Annotated in this window: 8 protein-coding genes; 1 reads left to right on the top strand and 7 read right to left on the bottom strand. The window is 54.7% G+C overall.

What is annotated here, in order from left to right; all coding sequences use genetic code 11:
* Positions 1–2: 2 nt before the first annotated feature.
* Entirely contained in the window at positions 3–1,568 is a 1,566-nt protein-coding gene (locus OSC10802_RS0132375) for a sensor histidine kinase (RefSeq protein ID WP_017720920.1), read from the bottom strand.
* Complete coding sequence (locus tag OSC10802_RS0132370) at positions 1,565–2,146, bottom strand: Rab family GTPase (RefSeq protein ID WP_232731864.1); 582 nt, start codon at positions 2,144–2,146, stop codon at positions 1,565–1,567. Before OSC10802_RS0132370 ends, OSC10802_RS0132375 begins: the two co-directional genes overlap by 4 nt.
* A 383-nt stretch (positions 2,147–2,529) precedes the next feature.
* Between OSC10802_RS0132370 and OSC10802_RS0132365 the strand changes: the two genes are divergently transcribed.
* Complete coding sequence (locus OSC10802_RS0132365; protein WP_017720918.1) at positions 2,530–4,302, top strand: putative bifunctional diguanylate cyclase/phosphodiesterase; 1,773 nt, start codon at positions 2,530–2,532, stop codon at positions 4,300–4,302.
* A gap of 786 nt (positions 4,303–5,088) precedes the next feature.
* On the opposite strand, the gene OSC10802_RS55105 is transcribed toward OSC10802_RS0132365, so the two are convergent.
* The 5 genes from OSC10802_RS55105 to ychF form a co-directional block, all read right to left on the bottom strand.
* Complete coding sequence (locus OSC10802_RS55105; protein ID WP_017720917.1) at positions 5,089–12,258, bottom strand: PAS domain S-box protein; 7,170 nt, start codon at positions 12,256–12,258, stop codon at positions 5,089–5,091.
* Between the two features lie 161 nt (positions 12,259–12,419).
* On the bottom strand, positions 12,420–12,953 hold the full coding sequence (locus tag OSC10802_RS0132355) for a Rab family GTPase (protein WP_026099009.1): 534 nt from the start codon (positions 12,951–12,953) through the stop codon (positions 12,420–12,422).
* A 17-nt stretch (positions 12,954–12,970) separates the two neighbouring features.
* A complete protein-coding gene (locus OSC10802_RS45525) occupies positions 12,971–15,997 on the bottom strand; it encodes an OmpA family protein (protein WP_017720915.1) in 3,027 nt (1,008 codons plus the stop codon).
* 79 nt (positions 15,998–16,076) lie between these two features.
* A complete protein-coding gene (locus tag OSC10802_RS0132345) occupies positions 16,077–16,691 on the bottom strand; it encodes a hypothetical protein (RefSeq protein WP_017720914.1) in 615 nt (204 codons plus the stop codon).
* 508 nt (positions 16,692–17,199) lie between these two features.
* Complete coding sequence (gene ychF / locus OSC10802_RS0132340; RefSeq protein WP_017720913.1) at positions 17,200–18,291, bottom strand: redox-regulated ATPase YchF; 1,092 nt, start codon at positions 18,289–18,291, stop codon at positions 17,200–17,202.
* Positions 18,292–18,372 lie beyond the last annotated feature (81 nt).

Here is an 18,372-nt window from a genome sequence, read left to right as displayed (position 1 = left end):
CCTTAACTTATAACATCATTCTCCTTGGTTTGGCGACCGCGATCTAATGGAATCGTGACTCTAAACGTTGTTCCAACTCCAGACTCACTGGATACCGAAATTCGGCCCCCGTGCAATTCTACCGCTTTTTTGACAATGGCTAGGCCCAGTCCTGTGCCGGGAAGCTTGCGTGCGTTTTTGGCGCGATAGAAGGTTTCAAACAGTCGTTTTTGGTCTTCGGTAGGGATGCCAATCCCCCGGTCCTGAATCTCAAAGGTTGCCTCTCCATTTTCAGAAGTGATTTCAAAACGGACAGGGTTGCCTTGGGGTGAATACTTGACAGCATTGGAGAGCAAATTGGCCAGGATTTGCCGCAGCAGCTTTTCATCCATGCAAGCCTTGATGCATTCTTCTTGGCAGACAAAGGTAATTGCCGGCGCAGAAGCTGTACCGGAGGGACTGCGCTTCTGCGCCATCTCCATTTCTAGCGCGAGATGGCGGCAGAACTCTGCCAAGTCAAGGGGTTCTGGGTGAAACTCCAGTTTTCCCGCTTCGGCTTTACCGATGACCAGCACGTCCTCCAAGAGGTCGGTCATTTGTCTGACCGATGTTTGAATCATCTGGAAATACATTCGGGTGTCGTCATCAAGGATTTGATGGCTGGCATATTCCTCTTTCAGTAAAGCTGCTGCCGTTAAAATAGTGGTCAGAGGGTTGCGGAATTCGTGGGAAGTCATCGAAACAAAGCGGGATTTGAGCTCGTTGAGCTCTTTTTCTTTTTCCAGCGCTTTGCGAATTTCGGCTTCAGCCCGCTTGCGAGCGCTGATATCCCGCCCGATATAGACCAAATCCTGCAATCCCTTTATCTCTGTCTGAATGGCTGCGCAGGAAAAGGCGACGGTTATCTTTTCTCCAGTTTTTCTGTGACAGACGACTTCCACATCTTTCAACAATTCCCCTTCAGATAGAAAGCCCAGACGCTGGCTCGACCGGCGCAGGAATGTCTCATCGTCTACCAGCATTGATAAGGGCTGGCCAATTAATTCCTCTTCCCTATGCCCAAATAACTCTTGCGTGGCCGGATTGACGGTTTTTATGTGCCCTGACAGCGCGGTCACGATCAAGGGATCGGCCATTGAGTGAATTATTTTATCAATATAATCTTTTGAACTGGCTAAAGCGCTCAGCAGCAGGCTCGCTTCATTGGCCCTCTGCACCAAGCTTTGCCTCAAGACCATCATTTCTGTGACATCTTCAAAGAAGATAACCAGCTTGGGGTCTGGAGTCTCCTCGTCTCGGTCTGCAGTGGCATATAAATCAATATAGAGCGGAGAGCTTGGATCGGAAAAGCGGGCAATACCTTTTAACTCGAAATTCGCCCGCCGGCCCTGCAAAACTGCCCTGAGTATATCTTCAACGCCTATCAGTTCGGGAAAGCCGGCGCGGGCATCGGAGCCGGCCCTCACCTCAGAGGGAAGGTCGGCAAACCGCCCTGCGCCAAACGATGAATCGAGAATGATTAAGTCCTGATTCAATCTGACGTACTCGATGCGGGGGGGAGCTAAGAGTTTCTTTAAGAGGGGTTTCATGCCGGTGCTATGATTCTATAAGCTAACTGCAGAAAAATTTCGTCAGCGTATGCGCCTGTCTGGGACGAAGTTTTGTAAGTCCCCAGCACTCTATCCGGTGCCAGTTTGGGAGCTTGGGAAGCCAGTTCTTCTAGTTTTTTCTCATCCACGATGTCTGATTGATTCCAGGCAATAACAATAAACCCTTTCGGATTCACGGACAAAAACAGCTGAATGCGCTCACTCAAGATAGCCAGGGTTTCCTCTCGGCTGGCATCGGCAACAATCACTGCCCCGCTGGCCCCTTGCAAGTACCTCCGGGCGACGGACTTAAATTTGTTGCCGCACTGTAAATCCCATATTATAAGGTGTAATTTCAGCTTTGGCTGCTGATCCCCACCGAATACTTCTAGGCTCTTGTATGAAATTGTCACCCCCACGCTGGAAAGATAAGAATCGCTAAGCTGGCGCTTAACCAACCTGCTTCTATGGCTACTGTCCCCCACCAGCCCATCGCCAAGAATGCAGATTTTTTTAGAGAGCGCAGACATACGGTCGTTGCTGACACCGGATGTAATATCATCCAATTCTACCCGCACACCGGCTCCTTAGGAGGTTGATTTAAATCAACCTCAGGAGTGATCTGCCTCTGCGTCAGTTCTATTATCCAGGCTCAGGGAGACAAATTCAAGCCCGGGCGCACGTCGCAAGGCCCGCACCCTCAACCGCAGACGCCCAAATCTGGAGACTGCCCCGGGTGGCGTGCGGAAGTGGGCGACCCAGCAGGGGCTAGGGGTGCGCCGGCGTGCGGGGCACGCGAAACTTGGGACAATAGAGTACCAGAGGAGACTGCCAATCCTCGTGGCGATCTGGGGCTTCGAGACAAGAAATCGGGTCGCATCCACTGTTGCCAGCGCCTTCCGCGCTGTGAGGGGATTATACCATCAGGTCAGTAAACGGTCACGTCCGGGCATAGATAGCGATGAAAAAAATTCTGGTAATAGAAGACGAGCGAGCCATTCGCAGGCTGCTGGTGAAACTGCTCGCAGCTGAAGGATTTCAGGCTATTGAGGCCGAAAACGGCAGCATGGGGGTGCAGTTGGCTAAACAGCAGTGTCCCGATTTAATTTTTTGCGACATTATGATGCCCGAACTGGACGGGTACGAGGTGCTGGCCCGATTGCAACAAGATCCAGCCACAGCCACCATTCCCTTCATTTGCCTGACGGCTAGAGACGACCGAGCCGATCAGCGCCGGGGAATGGAGCTCGGAGCCAGCGATTATCTCACCAAGCCGTTTACCAAAGATGAGCTGCTCGGTGCCATCACCGCTCAGCTGGCCAAACAGGAAAGAGTCCGGCAGCAGCAAACCACAGCCCTCCAGGAGGCTATCGCCAAACTGGAATTGCAGGCTCATTACGACAGCTTGACCAACCTGCCGAACCGGCTGCTATTGCGAGAGCGATTTCACCAAATTCTCGCCACCGGCTCCCACCCCTGGCAATTAATCCCCGTTCTCGTTCTTAGCCTGGACCAGTTCGAGCGCTTCCACTTCAGTCTGGGGGAATACTACAGTGCCTTCCTGCTCAAACAGGTAACAGAGCGCCTCCTCTGCTGTGCGGGGGAGCGGGGTACGGTGGCGCGATTGAGCCCGGAGCAATTCGCTCTCCTCTTGCCGCCGGTGCCTTCCTCCGAGGTGGCGGCCACAACCGCACAAACTCTCCTGGAGACTTTATCTCGACCCTTTACCCTAGAGGAATATCAAGTCCTTCTCACCGGCAGCATTGGAATTGCCTTATATCCTGAGGATGGCAGCGACCTCGACGCTCTGCTCAAAAAAGCCAACGCCGCCATTCTGGGGGCGCAGAAACTGGGAGGCAATCGCTATCAGCTTTACACAGCAGCCATCCAGCAGAAATCCTACGAGCGCCTCATGCTAGAGATCAGCCTGCACCAGGCTGCAGAGCGAGGGGAATTCCAACTTTACTACCAGCCCCAGGTTGACTTGCGCACCGGCCAAATTGTCGGTGCCGAAGCTTTAGTGCGCTGGCTACATCCAGAGCGGGGGCTAGTTTCGCCCGCAGACTTTATTCCCATAGCTGAAGAAACTGGCTTAATTGTCTCTATAGATGACTGGGTGCTGCAGACAGCTTGCCAGCAAGCAAAAGACTGGCATGCCGCCGGAGTGTCCCTATCAGTTGCCGTGAATCTGTCGGGAATTCAATTCAATGAATCCGGTCTAGTAAAACGGGTATTAAAAATTTTAGAGACCACAGGATTTACCCCCAGCAGCTTGGAGTTAGAAATGACTGAAAGTGCCGTAGTGCAGAACCCGCAGGCGGCGATTGCTACCCTAAAAGAACTCAAAGCGCTCGGCATTCAGCTATCCCTGGATGACTTCGGCACCGGCTACTCTTCCTTAAGCTACCTGCAACAATTCCCATTCGACACCTTGAAAATTGACCGCTCCTTTGTCTGTGACCTCACCCAAAACTCCAAAAATGCCGCCATTGTCCTCGCCATCATTCAACTGGCGCACAGCCTGAATTTGAAAGTAATTGCTGAAGGGGTCGAAACAGCAGATCAACAGGAGTTCCTCCGCCAGTATCAGTGCGATGTCATCCAGGGCTATTGGTTCAGCCCTCCCCTGACCGCAGCCGCCTTGGAAAAGATGCTAAATGAGCAAGTGAGAAGTCAGAAGTCAGGACTTATCTTAAATCCGGACGCACCCGTCTTGCAAACAGGTGAGTGTTAGGCTGCAGTAGGGGCGCGGGCGATGGATGGCTTGGCTTTCAACGCAAGCAGCTGCGGGCAAAGGTCAAAACCGCGCACAATGCCTTTTATAGCAGCACACAGTCAGTTTAGGACAGGGCATTTCACTTGCTAGTAGGGGGAGGGACAGGCGAGACGCCTGTCCTACGTCCTAACCTAAGTGGCTACTGCTAGAGCAGCAGTCATATTGGTTAGAAAAATAGAAGCTTCGGGAGCTCTGGAGCAAGGGAGGCCGGAATGTAGGGTTCCTAAATGCCTACTGCTATATAGACGTAGGGCGGGCGTCCCGCCCCCCCTGAAGGTCTAATGTTCTAATCTAAGTGGCTACTGCTATATTATTGTAGCATTCCCTTGGGGAACGCACCCTACTTATCCTAAAACCATTGCCTTGCGGGTTTGGTTTGTATATAGGAGTTCTCAATTCTGTGAAGTGCGTCTTAGGAACCCGGTTTCTTTAAGAAACCGGGTTCCTTTATAAAAGCTATAGCTGCGGTTTTATAGCAACAGACAGCTCAGTAATAGACACGCTCGATCGGAGGGATCGCCTGTCCTGCGAGGTATAGCAGCAGTCATATTGGTTAGGACACTAAGGGCCCAATTGCCGGCTGCTATATCAGAGGTTAGGGGCGGGTTTATCGGTGTTGTAGCTGTGTGGCACAGGTTGTGGGTGAACCCGCCCCTACATCATGTTAAACCCCTTGTCCTAACCTAAGTGCCTACTGCTATATAGACGTAGGGCAGGCGTCTCGCCTGCCCTGGGCGCAAGATATCAGTTAAAATTTTCAATGAATACTTTGACCTCCTGCAGGAGTATTCCCACCCTCGCTACCAACTCCGCCGCTCCCTCTAACCGGCTCTCATTCGCCTGACTTTCCAGTTGAGCGGCTAGCTCTGGCACAGTGCGGACAGCCACCATAGCCGAAGCACCTTTGAGCTGGTGAGCGCGACGGCTGAGCGCAACACAATCACAAGCTTGCAGCGCACTCTCAATCCCCTGCAAATACATGGCAGCGTCTTCCATAAACGTTTGCAGCAGTTCCAGCTGAAACTCGACGTCCCCTCTGGTGAGTTCCCCCAGTCGCTGCAAATCTACCGGACAGTCGCCACCGGCAACCGGCTCTGCCAAATCCCCGCTCTTTTCCCGATCGGGCGTCACCCCGAGCCCAACTCCCCGCTCTGCAGCAGAAAGGGGAGCCCTGTCTCCCTCCTGTTTGGGGGAAAGCATTGCCGGTGCGCTCGAAAGAGAAACCGAGGGGATTTCCACAGACGCCCCACCCCTGAGTGCTGACGCCCAGCGATGGAGAACAGCCTCCAAGGTTTCCAGCTCAATCGGTTTGCTGATGTAGTCATCCATGCCGGCTTCCAAACACTTTTCTCGCTCACCTTTCATGGCGTTAGCCGTCATGGCAATCACCACAGTATGGCGGTATTCACCTTCATAGAAGCGAATCGCCTGCGTGGTTTTGTAGCCGTCGAGAACCGGCATCAGACAGTCCATCAGCACGATGTCGTAGTCAGTTTCTGCCATCCGGTCGAGAGCTTCCTGACCGTTGCTGACACAATCCGCTTGATAGCCGAGCACCTTCAGTTGATTGAGCGCAACTTTTTGATTCGTGGGCGTATCTTCCACCAGCAGAATTTTCAGGTTTGTTTTCAGATTTGCCCGCTGTTGGCTTTGAGAACCCGCTGTTTCGCCCCCCCGCAGGACAGGCGTCTCCCCTGTCCCTTGCGGGGAGGTCAACACGGGGGGGTTGACTGCAAAGGGCTTTTCGCAAACAGCGGACGACTGACTGAGCACGCGCATCAGGCAGTCCAGCAACTTGGACGGTTTCACCGGCTTGCTCAAATAGCCGGCAAACCCCAGATCCTGCGGCTGTATGGCTCCGTCGCGCCCCTGGATAGAGGTCATCAGAACCCACTTAGTCTGAGCCAGCACCGGCTCGTACTGGATCAGCTGGCCCAGCAATGCTGCGTTCACCCCCAGGATGTCCGCGCTGACAACCGCCACATCATAGGGCTGGCCCTCTGTGGCGGCTCGCCGCACAGTGGCCAAGGCCACCTCCCCATTTTCCACTTCATCGGCACGCACGCCCCAGGAGTCGCAGTAACTGCGGACAACCTGGCGATTGGTCGCACTCCCGTCGGCCACCAGCAGGCGGATGCCGGCGCAGGAGACCGGCACCGGCGCGGAAGGGCCAGCCGGCGTTTCCTGGAGTTCAAGCGTGACAGTGAACCAGAAGCTTGACCCCTCACCCACCACACTTTCCACCCCCATCTCACCCCCCATCAGCTCGACCAGCTGCTTGCAGATGGCCAGCCCCAAGCCGGTGCCGCCATACTTGCGGGTGGTGGAGGTGTCCACCTGCGAAAAAGATTGGAACAGCTTCTCAAGGTCTGCCGGTGCGATGCCAATGCCGGTATCCCTCACCGAGAAGCGAATCGCTGTCAAGAGCCGGTCGTCGCCCCGCAGGAGGGGCGTCCCGCCGGCTGTCCCACCGGCCAAAGACACCAGGACAGCCACCTCCCCGGAATCGGTGAATTTGATCGCGTTGCCCACCAGATTCACCAGAACCTGGCGCAGGCGACCGGCATCTCCCCTTAAGGCCAGAGGAACGTTGCTGTCAGCGACAGCGAACAGTTCCAGCCCTTTGCCGTAGGCTTGTGTGGCCAGCAAATCAGTCACTTCTTCCAGGCAAGTATTTAAGTCAAAGTCCAGCGTCTCCAGCCGCATTTCGCCTGCTTCCAGCTTGGAGAAGTCGAGAATATCATTAATCAGAGTCAGCAGGTTCTGCCCACTGACCTCGATCGTCCGCACGAAATCTTGCTGTTCCGGATTGAGAGGAGTTTTCCGCAGCAATTGGGCCATCCCCAGCACGCCATTCATGGGAGTGCGGATTTCGTGACTCATATTTGCCAAGAATTGGGATTTCATCCGCGAACCTTCCAAGGCAGCTTCCCGCGCTTCTACCAATTCGTTGATCGCCTGAGTCACCATCACGATGCCGCCGATACGGCTCTCTGAGGTGTGCCAGGGCTGCACAGCCCAGCGGAGATAGAGTTTGGAGCCATCCCCGCGCTGAAACAGGTCTTCGGATTTAGAGAGGACTTCCCCTTTCAGGGCGCGTTTGTGAATCCCTCGCCACTGAGCGGGAATGTCTGGGAAAACTTCATAGTGGGAGCGCCCGATCAGGGATTGCCCCTCCAGACAGTAATCTGTCAGCCACTGATTGCTGTGAGCGAGATAGCGCATCTCCGTATCAAACATGGCCATCGCCACCGGCGCATTGGCAATAATTTGCCGCAATTGCCGCCGCTCTTGCTCCAGAGCTTCTTCGATCCGCTTGCGGTCCGTAATGTCATTGAGCGTGCCAGAAGTGCCCAGTATCTTCTCCCCCTCCCCGCTGGCGGGGAGGGGGTTGGGGGGTGGGGTTCTGCGCGTCCCGTCCGCAGCTAAAATTAATCGCTTTTGAGCCTCCATCCAGCGGTAGCCGCCGTCTTTAGTCCGGTAGCGAATCTCGTGGCGGACGTAATCTTTTTCCCCTGAAAGCAGAGCTTGAAAACTCTCCAGACACGCCGCACGGTCATCGGGGTGAACGAAGTCTAAAAAGTGCTCACCCAGACTCTCTTCAATCGTGAAGCCAGTAATTTCTGTCCAGGCGGGGTTGAGAAATGTCCAGCAGTTCCGCTCGTCCCTTTGGAAAATGACTTCTTTTAAGCTGTCAACAACAGAGCGATACTTGTTCTCGCTCTCTTGTAGGGAGGCGATTAATCGCGTCTCTACAGCTTCCGCTTGCTTCCGCTCCGTGATGTCGCGCTGAACGGTAGCGTAGCACATCGGCTCCCCGGTTTGCGGGTGCCTGACCACAAACATACTGATCTGCATGTCGATGGGGCCGCCGGTTTGAAAGTGGCGCAGCGCAACCTCTCCCTCCCAGTGACCGCTTTGCACCACGGTAGGGATAATAACATTCAGGAATTGCTCCCAAGTTTCGGGAGCGTAATATTCCGAAAGGTTCTTGGACAGAGTTTCTGGCAAGCTGTCCAGACCCACCAGTTTCCGCCCCGCTTCATTGAGATACAGGGTTTTGCCTGACAGCGTTGTCATCCCAATGAAGTCGCTGCTGTTCTCGACCAGGGAAACAAATTTTTGCTGCTCCTCCTCCGCCCGCTTGCGCTCCGTGATGTCGCGAAAATTCCACACCCTGCCGAAAATGTTCTCTCCCTGGCGCTGCGGCTGGGAGTAGCACTCAAAAACCCGACCGTCTTTAAATTCTAACAGGTCGTAACTGTCGGCATCAAGCCGGTTGTACAGTTCTTTTACCTTTTTTAGAAACGCTTGCGGATCTTTCAGTTGCTTGAAGGCAAATGCCAGCGCTCTGGACTCCTCCCGTGAGGCGGCAATCCCCTCCGGAAGCCGCCACATTTCTACAAACTTGCGATTGAAGGTGTTAATTTTTCCCTGGCTGTCAACGGCCAGAATCCCGTCTGCAGTGGAGTCAAAGGTTGCCTGCAGCAGCGCCAGCGATTTTTGCAGCGCTGACTCCGCTTGCTTGCGATCCCGCGCCTCCATTGCCAGAGAAGTCATGTAGGCCAAATAGCTGGCAAAGTTCTCCTCTTCCAGCCCCCAGCGCCGGGGAGGGCCCACATGCTCGTGACAGATGACTCCCACCGTCCGCCCGCCGAAACGTACCGGCACGTCCAGCATGGATGTAATTCCCAGGGGTGTGAGATAGCTGGCGGAAAACTCCCGAGTCCGGGGATCGCTATGGGCGTCATCAGCGGCGATAATGCTGCCATAAACCAGCGCTTGAAAATAGGCGGGAAAGTCAGCGGCGGCCAGTTCAAAGCCCTGCAAATGCTGGCGCGTGTTCTGATCGTACAGGTCAGCGCAGCGCAGCGATGAGCCATCATCGCTGTAGAGCCAGACGCTGACTCGCTCTACGCCCAGGGTGTTGACTGCGATCTGGGTAATGTCGCGCAAGGCGGCGCTGAAATCGCCGGTGTAGAGTGGCTGGCTCTTTGCCAGCGCCATCAGCCCCGCCTGCTGCCTTCTCAGCCTCCTTTCACTTTGCTGCAGCGCCTCTTCTGTGCGTTTGCGGGCTGTGATGTCTTGGAACTGGCAGACAAAGTAAAGCAGTCTGCCGTCAGAGTCCTGCACTCGGGAGACATTCACCAGCACCCAGACGACGCGCCTTTTCTTGTGGGTGTACCGCTTTTCTATCTGATAGGTGCTAATTTCACCGACTAGCGCTTGGCGCAGATAGTGAAGATCGACATCTGCATCTTCTGGATGGGTGATCTCTTGGAAGGTCATTGCCTGCAATTCTCGCTCTGAATAGCCCAGGATCTCGCACAAGGAGCGATTCACCTGCAACCAGCGACCGTCAGTTCCCACCAGCGCCATGCCAATCGCTGAATACTCAAAGGCGCTTCTGAACCGTTCCTGGCTCTCCCGCAGCGCTGACTCTGTCTGCACCCGTTCGGTAATGTCAAAAAGGGTGGAGCGGCTCATCAGGTAATTCCCATTCGCATCTCTGACTGCAGTTGCGCTCAGCAGTGCCGGCAGGACCGTGCCATCCGCTCGCACCAGCTCCAACTCCACATCGCTCACCCAGCCTCGATCCTTCAAGCGGAGAAAGCTTTCCTCAAAAGTTGGCAAACTCTCTGCTGTCAGCAAATCGGAAAACTTTATCTTCCCAATCAGTTGATCTCTGGCATACCCCAGCCAATTGAGTTCGGTATCGTTGACTCGGATGAATGTGCCGCTTTCGTCGAGGGAGTGATACCCGCAGGGGGCGTTGTTGTACAGGTCTTGCAGTTCACAAGCGAAGCTTTGCAGCTCTAAATCCGCCCGCAAGCCCTCGGCGATTTCCTCCTGCAGTAATTGGTTAATTTCTACTAACTCGGCGGTGCGCTCCTCAACTCGGATTTCTAACTCGTCGCGAGAGGACTGCAGGGACTCTTGCGCCCATTTGCGTTCCAGTTCTGCCGCCGCCCGCGCCGCAAAAACAGTTACCAGCGATTCGGTCCGCCGGTCTTTTAACAGCGGCTTGTCATCCAGCACACACAGGAGGCCAATCGGCTTTTGCGATGTGTTAATTAGCGGCACTCCCAGGTAACTTATCGCCCGCAGAGGATGTATAATGGGGTCTGACGGGAACAGTTCCTGCAGTTTGTCCGGATAAAAACACATCTTCGCTTCTTTGATGGCGGCCTCACAGGGAGTCCCTGCTAGGCTGTAGGAGCAGTTTTCTCCCAGACGGTCCCCCGCCCACAAGGCCAGAGTCTGCAGCAATTCCTGCGGGCTGCCGGCAGCTAGACAGCAGACTGCGGCGTAGCGGACGCCCAGCGCTGTGGCCAGATGCCGGACAAGCGCCGGAAAAAATTCTTCTCCCGTCACTGAGGCTGTCCCCGCCACAATATTTTGCAGGGCGGCAGTCGCGAGCCGGCGTTCGGTAATTTCCGCCTGCAGCGCTGCGTTGGCTGCCGCCAGCTCTGCAGTGCGGCAGCGCACCAGGACTTCCAAGTTGTCGCGGGCAAAGCGCAACTCCTCCTCTGTCCGCTTCCGCGCCCCGATTTCTAGCTGGAGCTGTTCGTTGGTTTCTGTCAGTTCGGCAGTCTGCTCGCTTACAAGCTCTTCGAGCTGGTTCTGGTACTGGTGCAGCAAGACTTCTGCCTGCTTGCGCTCGCTAATGTCGGTGATTAACCCGTCGATGCGAGTCTCGATCCCGCTGTTATCCCCAATCAGCCACCCCCGGTGATTCACCCACCGCACCTCACCGTCGGGGCGGACAATCCGGTACTCTGTTTCTGCGCTGCCGGTTTCTAGAATTATTTCGATAAAGTGGGCAATGGCAGCTCTGTCCTCCGGGTGAATCACTTCTTGCCACAGGTGCCGGTTGTCGTGGAATTCCACCACTGAACGACCGTAAAGCGTTTCTGTGGCTGGGTTGAGGTAAAATACCTCAAAGTTCGTGGCTGAAATTGACCACACTACGTCTTGCAGCGAGTCCATCAGGCTGCTCAGTCGCGCTTCGCTCTCCCGCAAGGCGGCTTCCGTTTGCCGGCGCTCCCCAATCTCACTCTCTAACTGCTGGATTGTCTGCTTTAATTCGGCGGTTTGCTCCTCGACTCTTTGCGCTAGGGCGGCATTGATCTGGGCCACTGCTGCCTCTGTCCGCTTGCGCTCGGTAATGTCCCGACCGATATAAACAAAATCTTCTACCCCCTCTGCCTCACTCTCAATGGCAGAGCGAGAAAAGGCAACGAGAATTTCTTCTCCTGTTTTCGTCAGACAGACAACTTCCAGCGACTGCGGCGCGTTCGCTCCAGATGGCTGGCGGTAGAACAGTCGCTCCCCAGCAAGAATCAGGGAAATGTGATGGCCAATCAATTCGGCTTCTCTGTACCCAAATAAATCTAGTGTCGCTCGATTCACCGTTTTTATTTTTCCCGAACTAGCTGTGACTATCAACGCCTCAGCCATTGAGTCAATAATCCGCTCTATATGATTTTTTGAAGTCGCTAAGGCGCTCAGTAAAAGATGGGCTTCATTGGCTCTCTGCACCAAGCTTTGCTTCAAGACCATCTTTTCAGTTACATCTTCAAACCAGACAGCCAACTCGGGTTCCTGCGCCTCTTCATCTTGGCAGTCTGTCACCCATAAATCAATATATAAAGGAGAGCTATTTTCTGAATTTCGGGCAATCCCTTTTAACTCAAAACTGGCCTGCCGCCCCAGAAGAATTTCTTTTAATATATCTTCAACCCCTATCAGTTCAGGGAAGCTGTCGCGGACATCAAAGCCGGCCCTGACCTCTTCAGGCCGGTCGGCAAACCGCCCCACACCAAAGGAAGTCTCTTGGATGAGCAAGTCCTGATTCACCGTCAGGTATTCCATGCGGGTTGGCGCTAAAAGTTTCTTTAACAGTGGGTTCATAAACTTTTCCTTTGTCCTCCGTCCCTCCCTAAGTGCCTCACCGGCCATCCGTCACTGCTGCCTTGTGCGGGTGAGTGGGAAAATCCCATCAGGCCATCCCGGTGAGACTGTCCCGGCGAAACCGTCCCGGCGACCGGCACCCCCACCGGCCTCAATTGCTATTATGTCGCTTCTACCATTTTGTACGCTAATTTTTGAAACATTTCGTCAACATCTTTGCCGGTCTTGGCCGAAGTTGTGTGGGTGGCGATGACTCGCTGCTTCTCTGTAAACTGAAGAGACTGCGCCAGTTTGGCGAGTTTTTCCTCATCCACCAGGTCAGCTTTGTTCAAGGCGACGATCACTGCCGCTTTGGGATTCACCGATAAAACCAGCTGTATCCGCTCTGCCAGATTCTCAACGGTTTCTGGGCGGGTCACATCGGCCACCACGATAGCGCCGCTGGCTCCCTGCAGGTACGAGGGCGCAATCGCCTTAAATTTTGTGTGGCCTTCTAAATCCCAGATTAACAACTGTACAATCTTCTTGGCCGGCTGTCCTGCCTGTTCCAACTCAACGTTCTTGCGGGAGATCTTCACGCCCACGGTTGACAGGTACTGGTCGCTGAACTGGCGGTCCACAAATCGGCGAATCAGGCTGGTTTTCCCCACCCCAAAGTCGCCTACAAGGCACATTTTTTTAGATACAGTTGACATTATTTTCTGTTTGCCCCCTAGTCGAGCGGTTCAAATCGCACGCATCTACTTAACAATAGTGGCTGACTGGACTCCACATCTGCGGGAGGGTTTGCGCTCCCGGCGACAGTGAGCCGCCTGGCATCTATCCCTTGCCTGACGAGGGCGTCTCGCACCTCGCTGGCCCGGGCCAGTGCCAGCTCCTGATTTTGGGCGGGGGTGCCGGTGGGATCGCTGTGCCCTACTATCCTAAGAGATTTTTGGGGATATTGATTGAGAAACTCTTTTATCTTGACAATTGTCTGGAGATATGCTGGGCTCAAGGTGGCCGAGCCTGGATCGAAGTAGATCCGGCTGGAGATCGCGAGCGGATTGATTTCTACAGCGCTCAGAACAGACTGAACCCCTGGAATTTGCTTGAGGGCAGCGGCGATTTTCTCGGCGTCCTGCCGCCGGCTCACCGTTCCGCCCACCGTTACAGTGCGTTCATTGTAGCTCGTTGAAATCTCAACGCCCTCCATTTTATTCAAAACCGCTGTCAGCCGTTTCACCTCACCGGCGACCAGCACCGGATCGGGAGGCACATCGACAGTGATGATTTTATTCTCCAACCTCACACCCGGTGCGGCAGCCAGTGCAATTTGCTCCGCTTTCGAGCGCAGTTGTGGGTTGGGCAACTTTCCCGCCAGCTTCAAGGTCCCTCTCTCGGCGTCCACAGTGAGCAGGTAAACCGCAAGCTCCGGGGCTTCGGCTAAGGCTGTGGCAGCTCTGTGCGCAATGCGCCGGTCAATCCCGCTGCGATATTGAGCAATCCCCCAAAGCACGAGAATTAAGCCCAGTATCCCGAAGCCAATACCCAAGAGAGCGGTAGGAGCTTTTGCCTTATTTTCCTTTGTGGCGATTGCCATTAACGCTTCTAGAAGCTTCGGAACTGCCGGTGGGACAGTATCGGGATCGCCATCAAACGTTTCGATGGCTTTGCCATACTTGAGGACAATGGTGCTCAGCGTGTCCCGCAGCTGCCCGATCAGCGTCTTGGGCGGCTCTCCTTTAATCACCACCGCTATATAGCAGTATCCCGCCACCTCCAAGACGATTTTGGAACCGCCATAATCTATCTGGTCGAGTTCGGCGATTTCCCCAGACTGGACAATACAGTCATTCACAAAGCTGCGGATAGCGGTCAGCATCCCCGCCACCATCTCAGATTCCAGTCTCTGGCTGTCAGAGCGCTGCGCCTCAGAAATCACCAGACCCGATCCTTTGTGAATCAAAAAAACAGCCTGGACGATATAGGGCATCGACTCCTTGAGGATTAATTCCCCCTCGGAAACTCCCAGCATTCTGGCGCGTATCTTGCGGGAGATTCCCTCTGGGCTAAATGCATTCGCCACCTTTTCATTGATAGAGCGAATGGCTTCCGCCAAGTATTTAGAAATGGTGCTGCCAATCACCGGATACAGGGCGTCCACCATCGCGTCCCGCTCCAGGTTAATCTGTTCCTTGATGGCTGAGCCAATCGCAGGTGCCAGAGTGCTGACGATCTCCTCCCGATCCAGTCTAATCTGCTCCCTAATGGCCGCGCCCATTTCAGGCCCGATTGCCTTGGCGATTTCCCTTGGGGAGTCGCTGATCTGTCTGGAAATTGCCGCTGGTATCAAGTCGGCTATGGCCGCACTCATTGCCTCCTTGTCTTCCAGGCTCCTTCCCTTAATCACTTCATCAATGATTGGCACGATCGCCCTGACCACTTCTTCTTTTGAATCAGCGACCTTCAGACTCAAGATATCAGCAATCCAAGGCAGCAGCAGCTTAATCAATTCATTGGGATCGTAAATCTGGTGTTCCAAATTGCCCAGTTTATGTTCAATCGTTGCCAGCAGGTGACGCACCCCGGGCAGTTCAGAATCCAGCAGCAGCTTTTTCACGCGCTCGAAGTCGGACACGACGGAGCCGACAAGAATATGCTGCAAGCGCTCAACCGGATTGCCAAGATCATCCTCGGCGCTCCCCACCGGCAGCTGGGTCTTTTCGGCTCGCCTCACCTGCCTCTTGGGCAGATATCGCACGACAGGCACACTTTCAAATGCCGCTTTCGGCTCGTCTAAATTCTCCTGAGATAGCCGGGACTGTTCCGGCGTCATCCCCCAACTTTGGAAGGTTTCTAACAAATCTGGAGAATTATCAAATGCTGCAATTATTTCGTCTGTATTATCCTGATATAGCGGGAACTCTTCTGCTTTTTCCTCCCGCCTCTGGCGGGGAGGTGACACGATTGGCAGCTTTTCAATAGCCGCGATTAGAGCATCTAAATTCTCGTTAGATGCCAGGATATTTTCTGCCGGCGCTGACTGCGGCGGCTGAACTACAGGGCTATCTGTCCTCTCAGCAGGAGTCTCCTGAACCTCTAGCGCCGCCGGCTGGTAGGGGGGGCTTTCTGGGGCTGGCTCAGACCCCTGTGCCGGCTCTCTGAGCCGGTCTGAACCCTTACTCACAGATGTGAGTCCAGGGAGAGGCGGAGATAGCCGGTCCGAATCCCCCCTCACAGCAGTGAGTTGTTCGAGAAGCTCCGCCGGCTGGTAGGGGGGGCTCTCTGGGGCGGGCTCAGCCCCCTGTGCCGACTCAGATAGTCGGCCAGAACAGTCACTCACACCAGTGAGTTTTGCGAGAGGCTCCGCCGGCTCACTGGGGGGGCTTTCTGGGGCTGGCTCAGACCGCTGTGCCGGTGGGGATAGCCGGTGAGAATCCCCCTCCACAGCAGTCAGTTCTTCGAGAAGCTGTGCCCGCTCGTGCTGCGGGTGTTCTTGTGCTGGTCCAGCACCGGCAGGCGGTAGTTTCAGCCGGTCGTGCCCGAAAGCGTTCCCGCCGGCTTTACCATTTGAAGCATTGCTGTGCGGGGGGAGTTCCAGCTCAGATGCCTGAATTGAGTCAGCGCCCAGCAGGTCAGCCAATAGCTCCACCAACTCTTTAAGCTGCTCTGCTGAGCCCTCACGGGAGTCAGCAGAGTCAGGAAGCAGATCCCCAGCCCGATTCATATCACCCTGATTTTCTTTCGATAAAGCCATACTCTGCCATCCCTACAATTGCTGCTACTCTCCCCCCGTTCTCACTCGCGAGGTGTGGAGACGCCACCGACCCCTGTCTCTACTTTGAACTCGCCGGCGTTGGCTCTATTAACCGCACATCGGTATAGAGATTCGTGTCGGCAGCTTCTTTGAGTTCAGGAACAAACTCAGTGCCTTTCAACCGCATGCCAAGTTCAAACAGCAGTTCTGCCATATCGTCCTTAGACACCTTGTCGCCTTTCATCATCGTCAGGCGTTTCTCTAGCTCATCAAACACCTGATTCCTCAAATTACGAACTTCATCTTGAAGCCGATCTCTTGTTATCGCAAATTCGTCTCGGAGCGTGGAGTTCTGTTTGTCTACAGCCTCATCCAGCGCTTCAATACTGGTAGAGAACTTCCGGTTTATGCGGTCGAGCTGTTGCCGCAGATCCGCCGCTTCTTCCTGAGTGCTGATGGTCAGAGACTTCAGCTTCTTCTCAAAGGACTCAATCGCCGATCGCAGCTCGGTTGAGAGAATGCTCTTCACCTGCGCCGCGTAATCGTGCATCTCCTGCTGCAGAACAGACAGTTCCGTCTCCAGCTTCTCGAAGCGATTGTTAAAATCGCGGATCTGAGCGCCAAATATGATATCGCGAATCTGGTCAATGTTGCCCAGTCTTTCACGCATTTCTTCTTTGGTAATTTCCGGCATTTATACACCTCTAATTGGGTAAAATCTCGCTAGAATAGCCCCATTTTAATAACAGAGGGCCATCTGGGCGGCTCGGAAGTGGAATTTACAGAGATCCCGCGCATCCGCTCTGGAAGGCTAAAATAACCTGAGCGGAAATCTGTCGCCAGTTCCCGGCTGCGGGGCATTCAGGCAGGGCAGGACAGGGGGGAGTGGCGAGCGGGGGAAAGGCAACCCGACACCTGAAACCTGTGCGGGAGAAATTGCCCATTTCTGCCCCGATGCAGTCATCAGTTACATATATTGTACTAATGATGCGCTGCCTGCTGCTGTTACAATTCTGACTCTTGCGGCTGTATGATAGCAGGGGAATTGCCAGAAGGCAAATCTACCTAACCAGTTGCCCGACAGGCGGGACGCCCCGTCGAATGCCGGCGAGCGGGACGCTTGTGCCTGCGCTCCAATGCCCGCCTTCCCCACTTGCAAGCCTTTGAGGAATCAGAGGAAATGCGGACAGCGGGATAGCCACTCAGACATTAAACCGGAACAGCATCACATCGCCTTCCTGCACCAGATAATCCTTACCCTCACTGCGGAGCAAGCCTTTTTCCCGAGCAGCGCTCATGGAGCCTGCTCCCACGAGATCCCGGTAAGCAACCGTCTCCGCCCGAATGAAGCCCCGCTCAAAATCCGAGTGAATCACACCGGCAGCCTGCGGCGCTAGCATCCCGGCCTTAATTGTCCAAGCGCGGGTTTCCTCGGGGCCGGTGGTCAAAAATGTCCGCAAGCCCAACAGCTCATAAGTAGCGCGGATCAGGGATTTCAGCCCGCCTTCCTCAACCCCCAGGGATTGCAGGAAGTCAGCCCGCTCCTCTTGTGGCAACTCCACCAGCTCTGACTCAACTTGCGCCGAAACCACCACAACTTGGGCGCTCTGTGCAGCCGCAATCCCCCGCACCCGCTCCACCCACTGGTTTCCCGCCGCCAAATCGTCCTCAGACACATTGGCGGCATAGATAATCGGCTTGCCGGTGAGCAAATTCAGCGCCTGTATGGATTCCGCCTCCTCAGGCGTCAAACTCACCCCCCGCGCCTGCTTGCCCTCATTCAGGGCAGCCGCCAGTTTTTCCAGCGCCAAGAGTTCCACCTGAGCGTCCTTACTGGTGCGAGCTTGCTTGCGGGTGCGCTCGATACGCCGCTCAACCTGCGCCAGATCGGCCAAAGCCAGCTCCAGGTTAATGATTTCAATATCCCGCTCGGGGTCAACATTCCCGGCGACGTGGATAATGTCGTCATTCTCGAAACAGCGCACCACATGGACAATGGCATCCACTTCCCGGATGTGGGACAGGAACTGGTTTCCCAGCCCTTCTCCCTGGCTGGCACCCTTGACCAAACCCGCAATATCGACAAACTCGATGCGTGCGGGTACAATTTGCTTCGACGCCGAAAGTTTGGCCAGCACGTTTAACCGCTCGTCTGGCACGGCAACCACCCCGACATTGGGTTCAATGGTGCAAAAGGGAAAATTAGCCGCAGCAGCCTTGGCGTTTGCCACCACGGCATTAAATAAGGTAGATTTACCAACATTAGGCAGTCCGACAATCCCGGCTCTCAGCATGGCAGTTTAGCAACGTATCACCTCTGTCAGAATACCAAAAGCTATCGCGGGCATATCGGGAGCGGTGCCTTCCAGGGTGCT

This window comes from Kamptonema formosum PCC 10802 (assembly GCF_000332335.1).
Taxonomy (GTDB): Bacteria; Cyanobacteriota; Cyanobacteriia; order Cyanobacteriales; family Oscillatoriaceae; genus Oscillatoria.
This window is presented reverse-complemented; position numbering and strand designations above follow the sequence as displayed.

Bases quoted from the DNA above. Each gene is read 5' to 3' on its own strand.
- ychF (WP_017720913.1), bottom strand. From the start codon at position 18,291: ATGCTGAGAGCCGGGATTGTCGGACTGCCTAATGTTGGTAAATCTACC.
- OSC10802_RS0132345 (WP_017720914.1), bottom strand. From the start codon at position 16,691: ATGCCGGAAATTACCAAAGAAGAAATGCGTGAAAGACTGGGCAACATT.
- OSC10802_RS0132355 (WP_026099009.1), bottom strand. From the start codon at position 12,953: ATGTCAACTGTATCTAAAAAAATGTGCCTTGTAGGCGACTTTGGGGTG.
- OSC10802_RS45525 (WP_017720915.1), bottom strand. From the start codon at position 15,997: ATGGCTTTATCGAAAGAAAATCAGGGTGATATGAATCGGGCTGGGGAT.
- OSC10802_RS0132365 (WP_017720918.1), top strand. From the start codon at position 2,530: ATGAAAAAAATTCTGGTAATAGAAGACGAGCGAGCCATTCGCAGGCTG.
- OSC10802_RS55105 (WP_017720917.1), bottom strand. From the start codon at position 12,258: ATGAACCCACTGTTAAAGAAACTTTTAGCGCCAACCCGCATGGAATAC.
- OSC10802_RS0132375 (WP_017720920.1), bottom strand. From the start codon at position 1,568: ATGAAACCCCTCTTAAAGAAACTCTTAGCTCCCCCCCGCATCGAGTAC.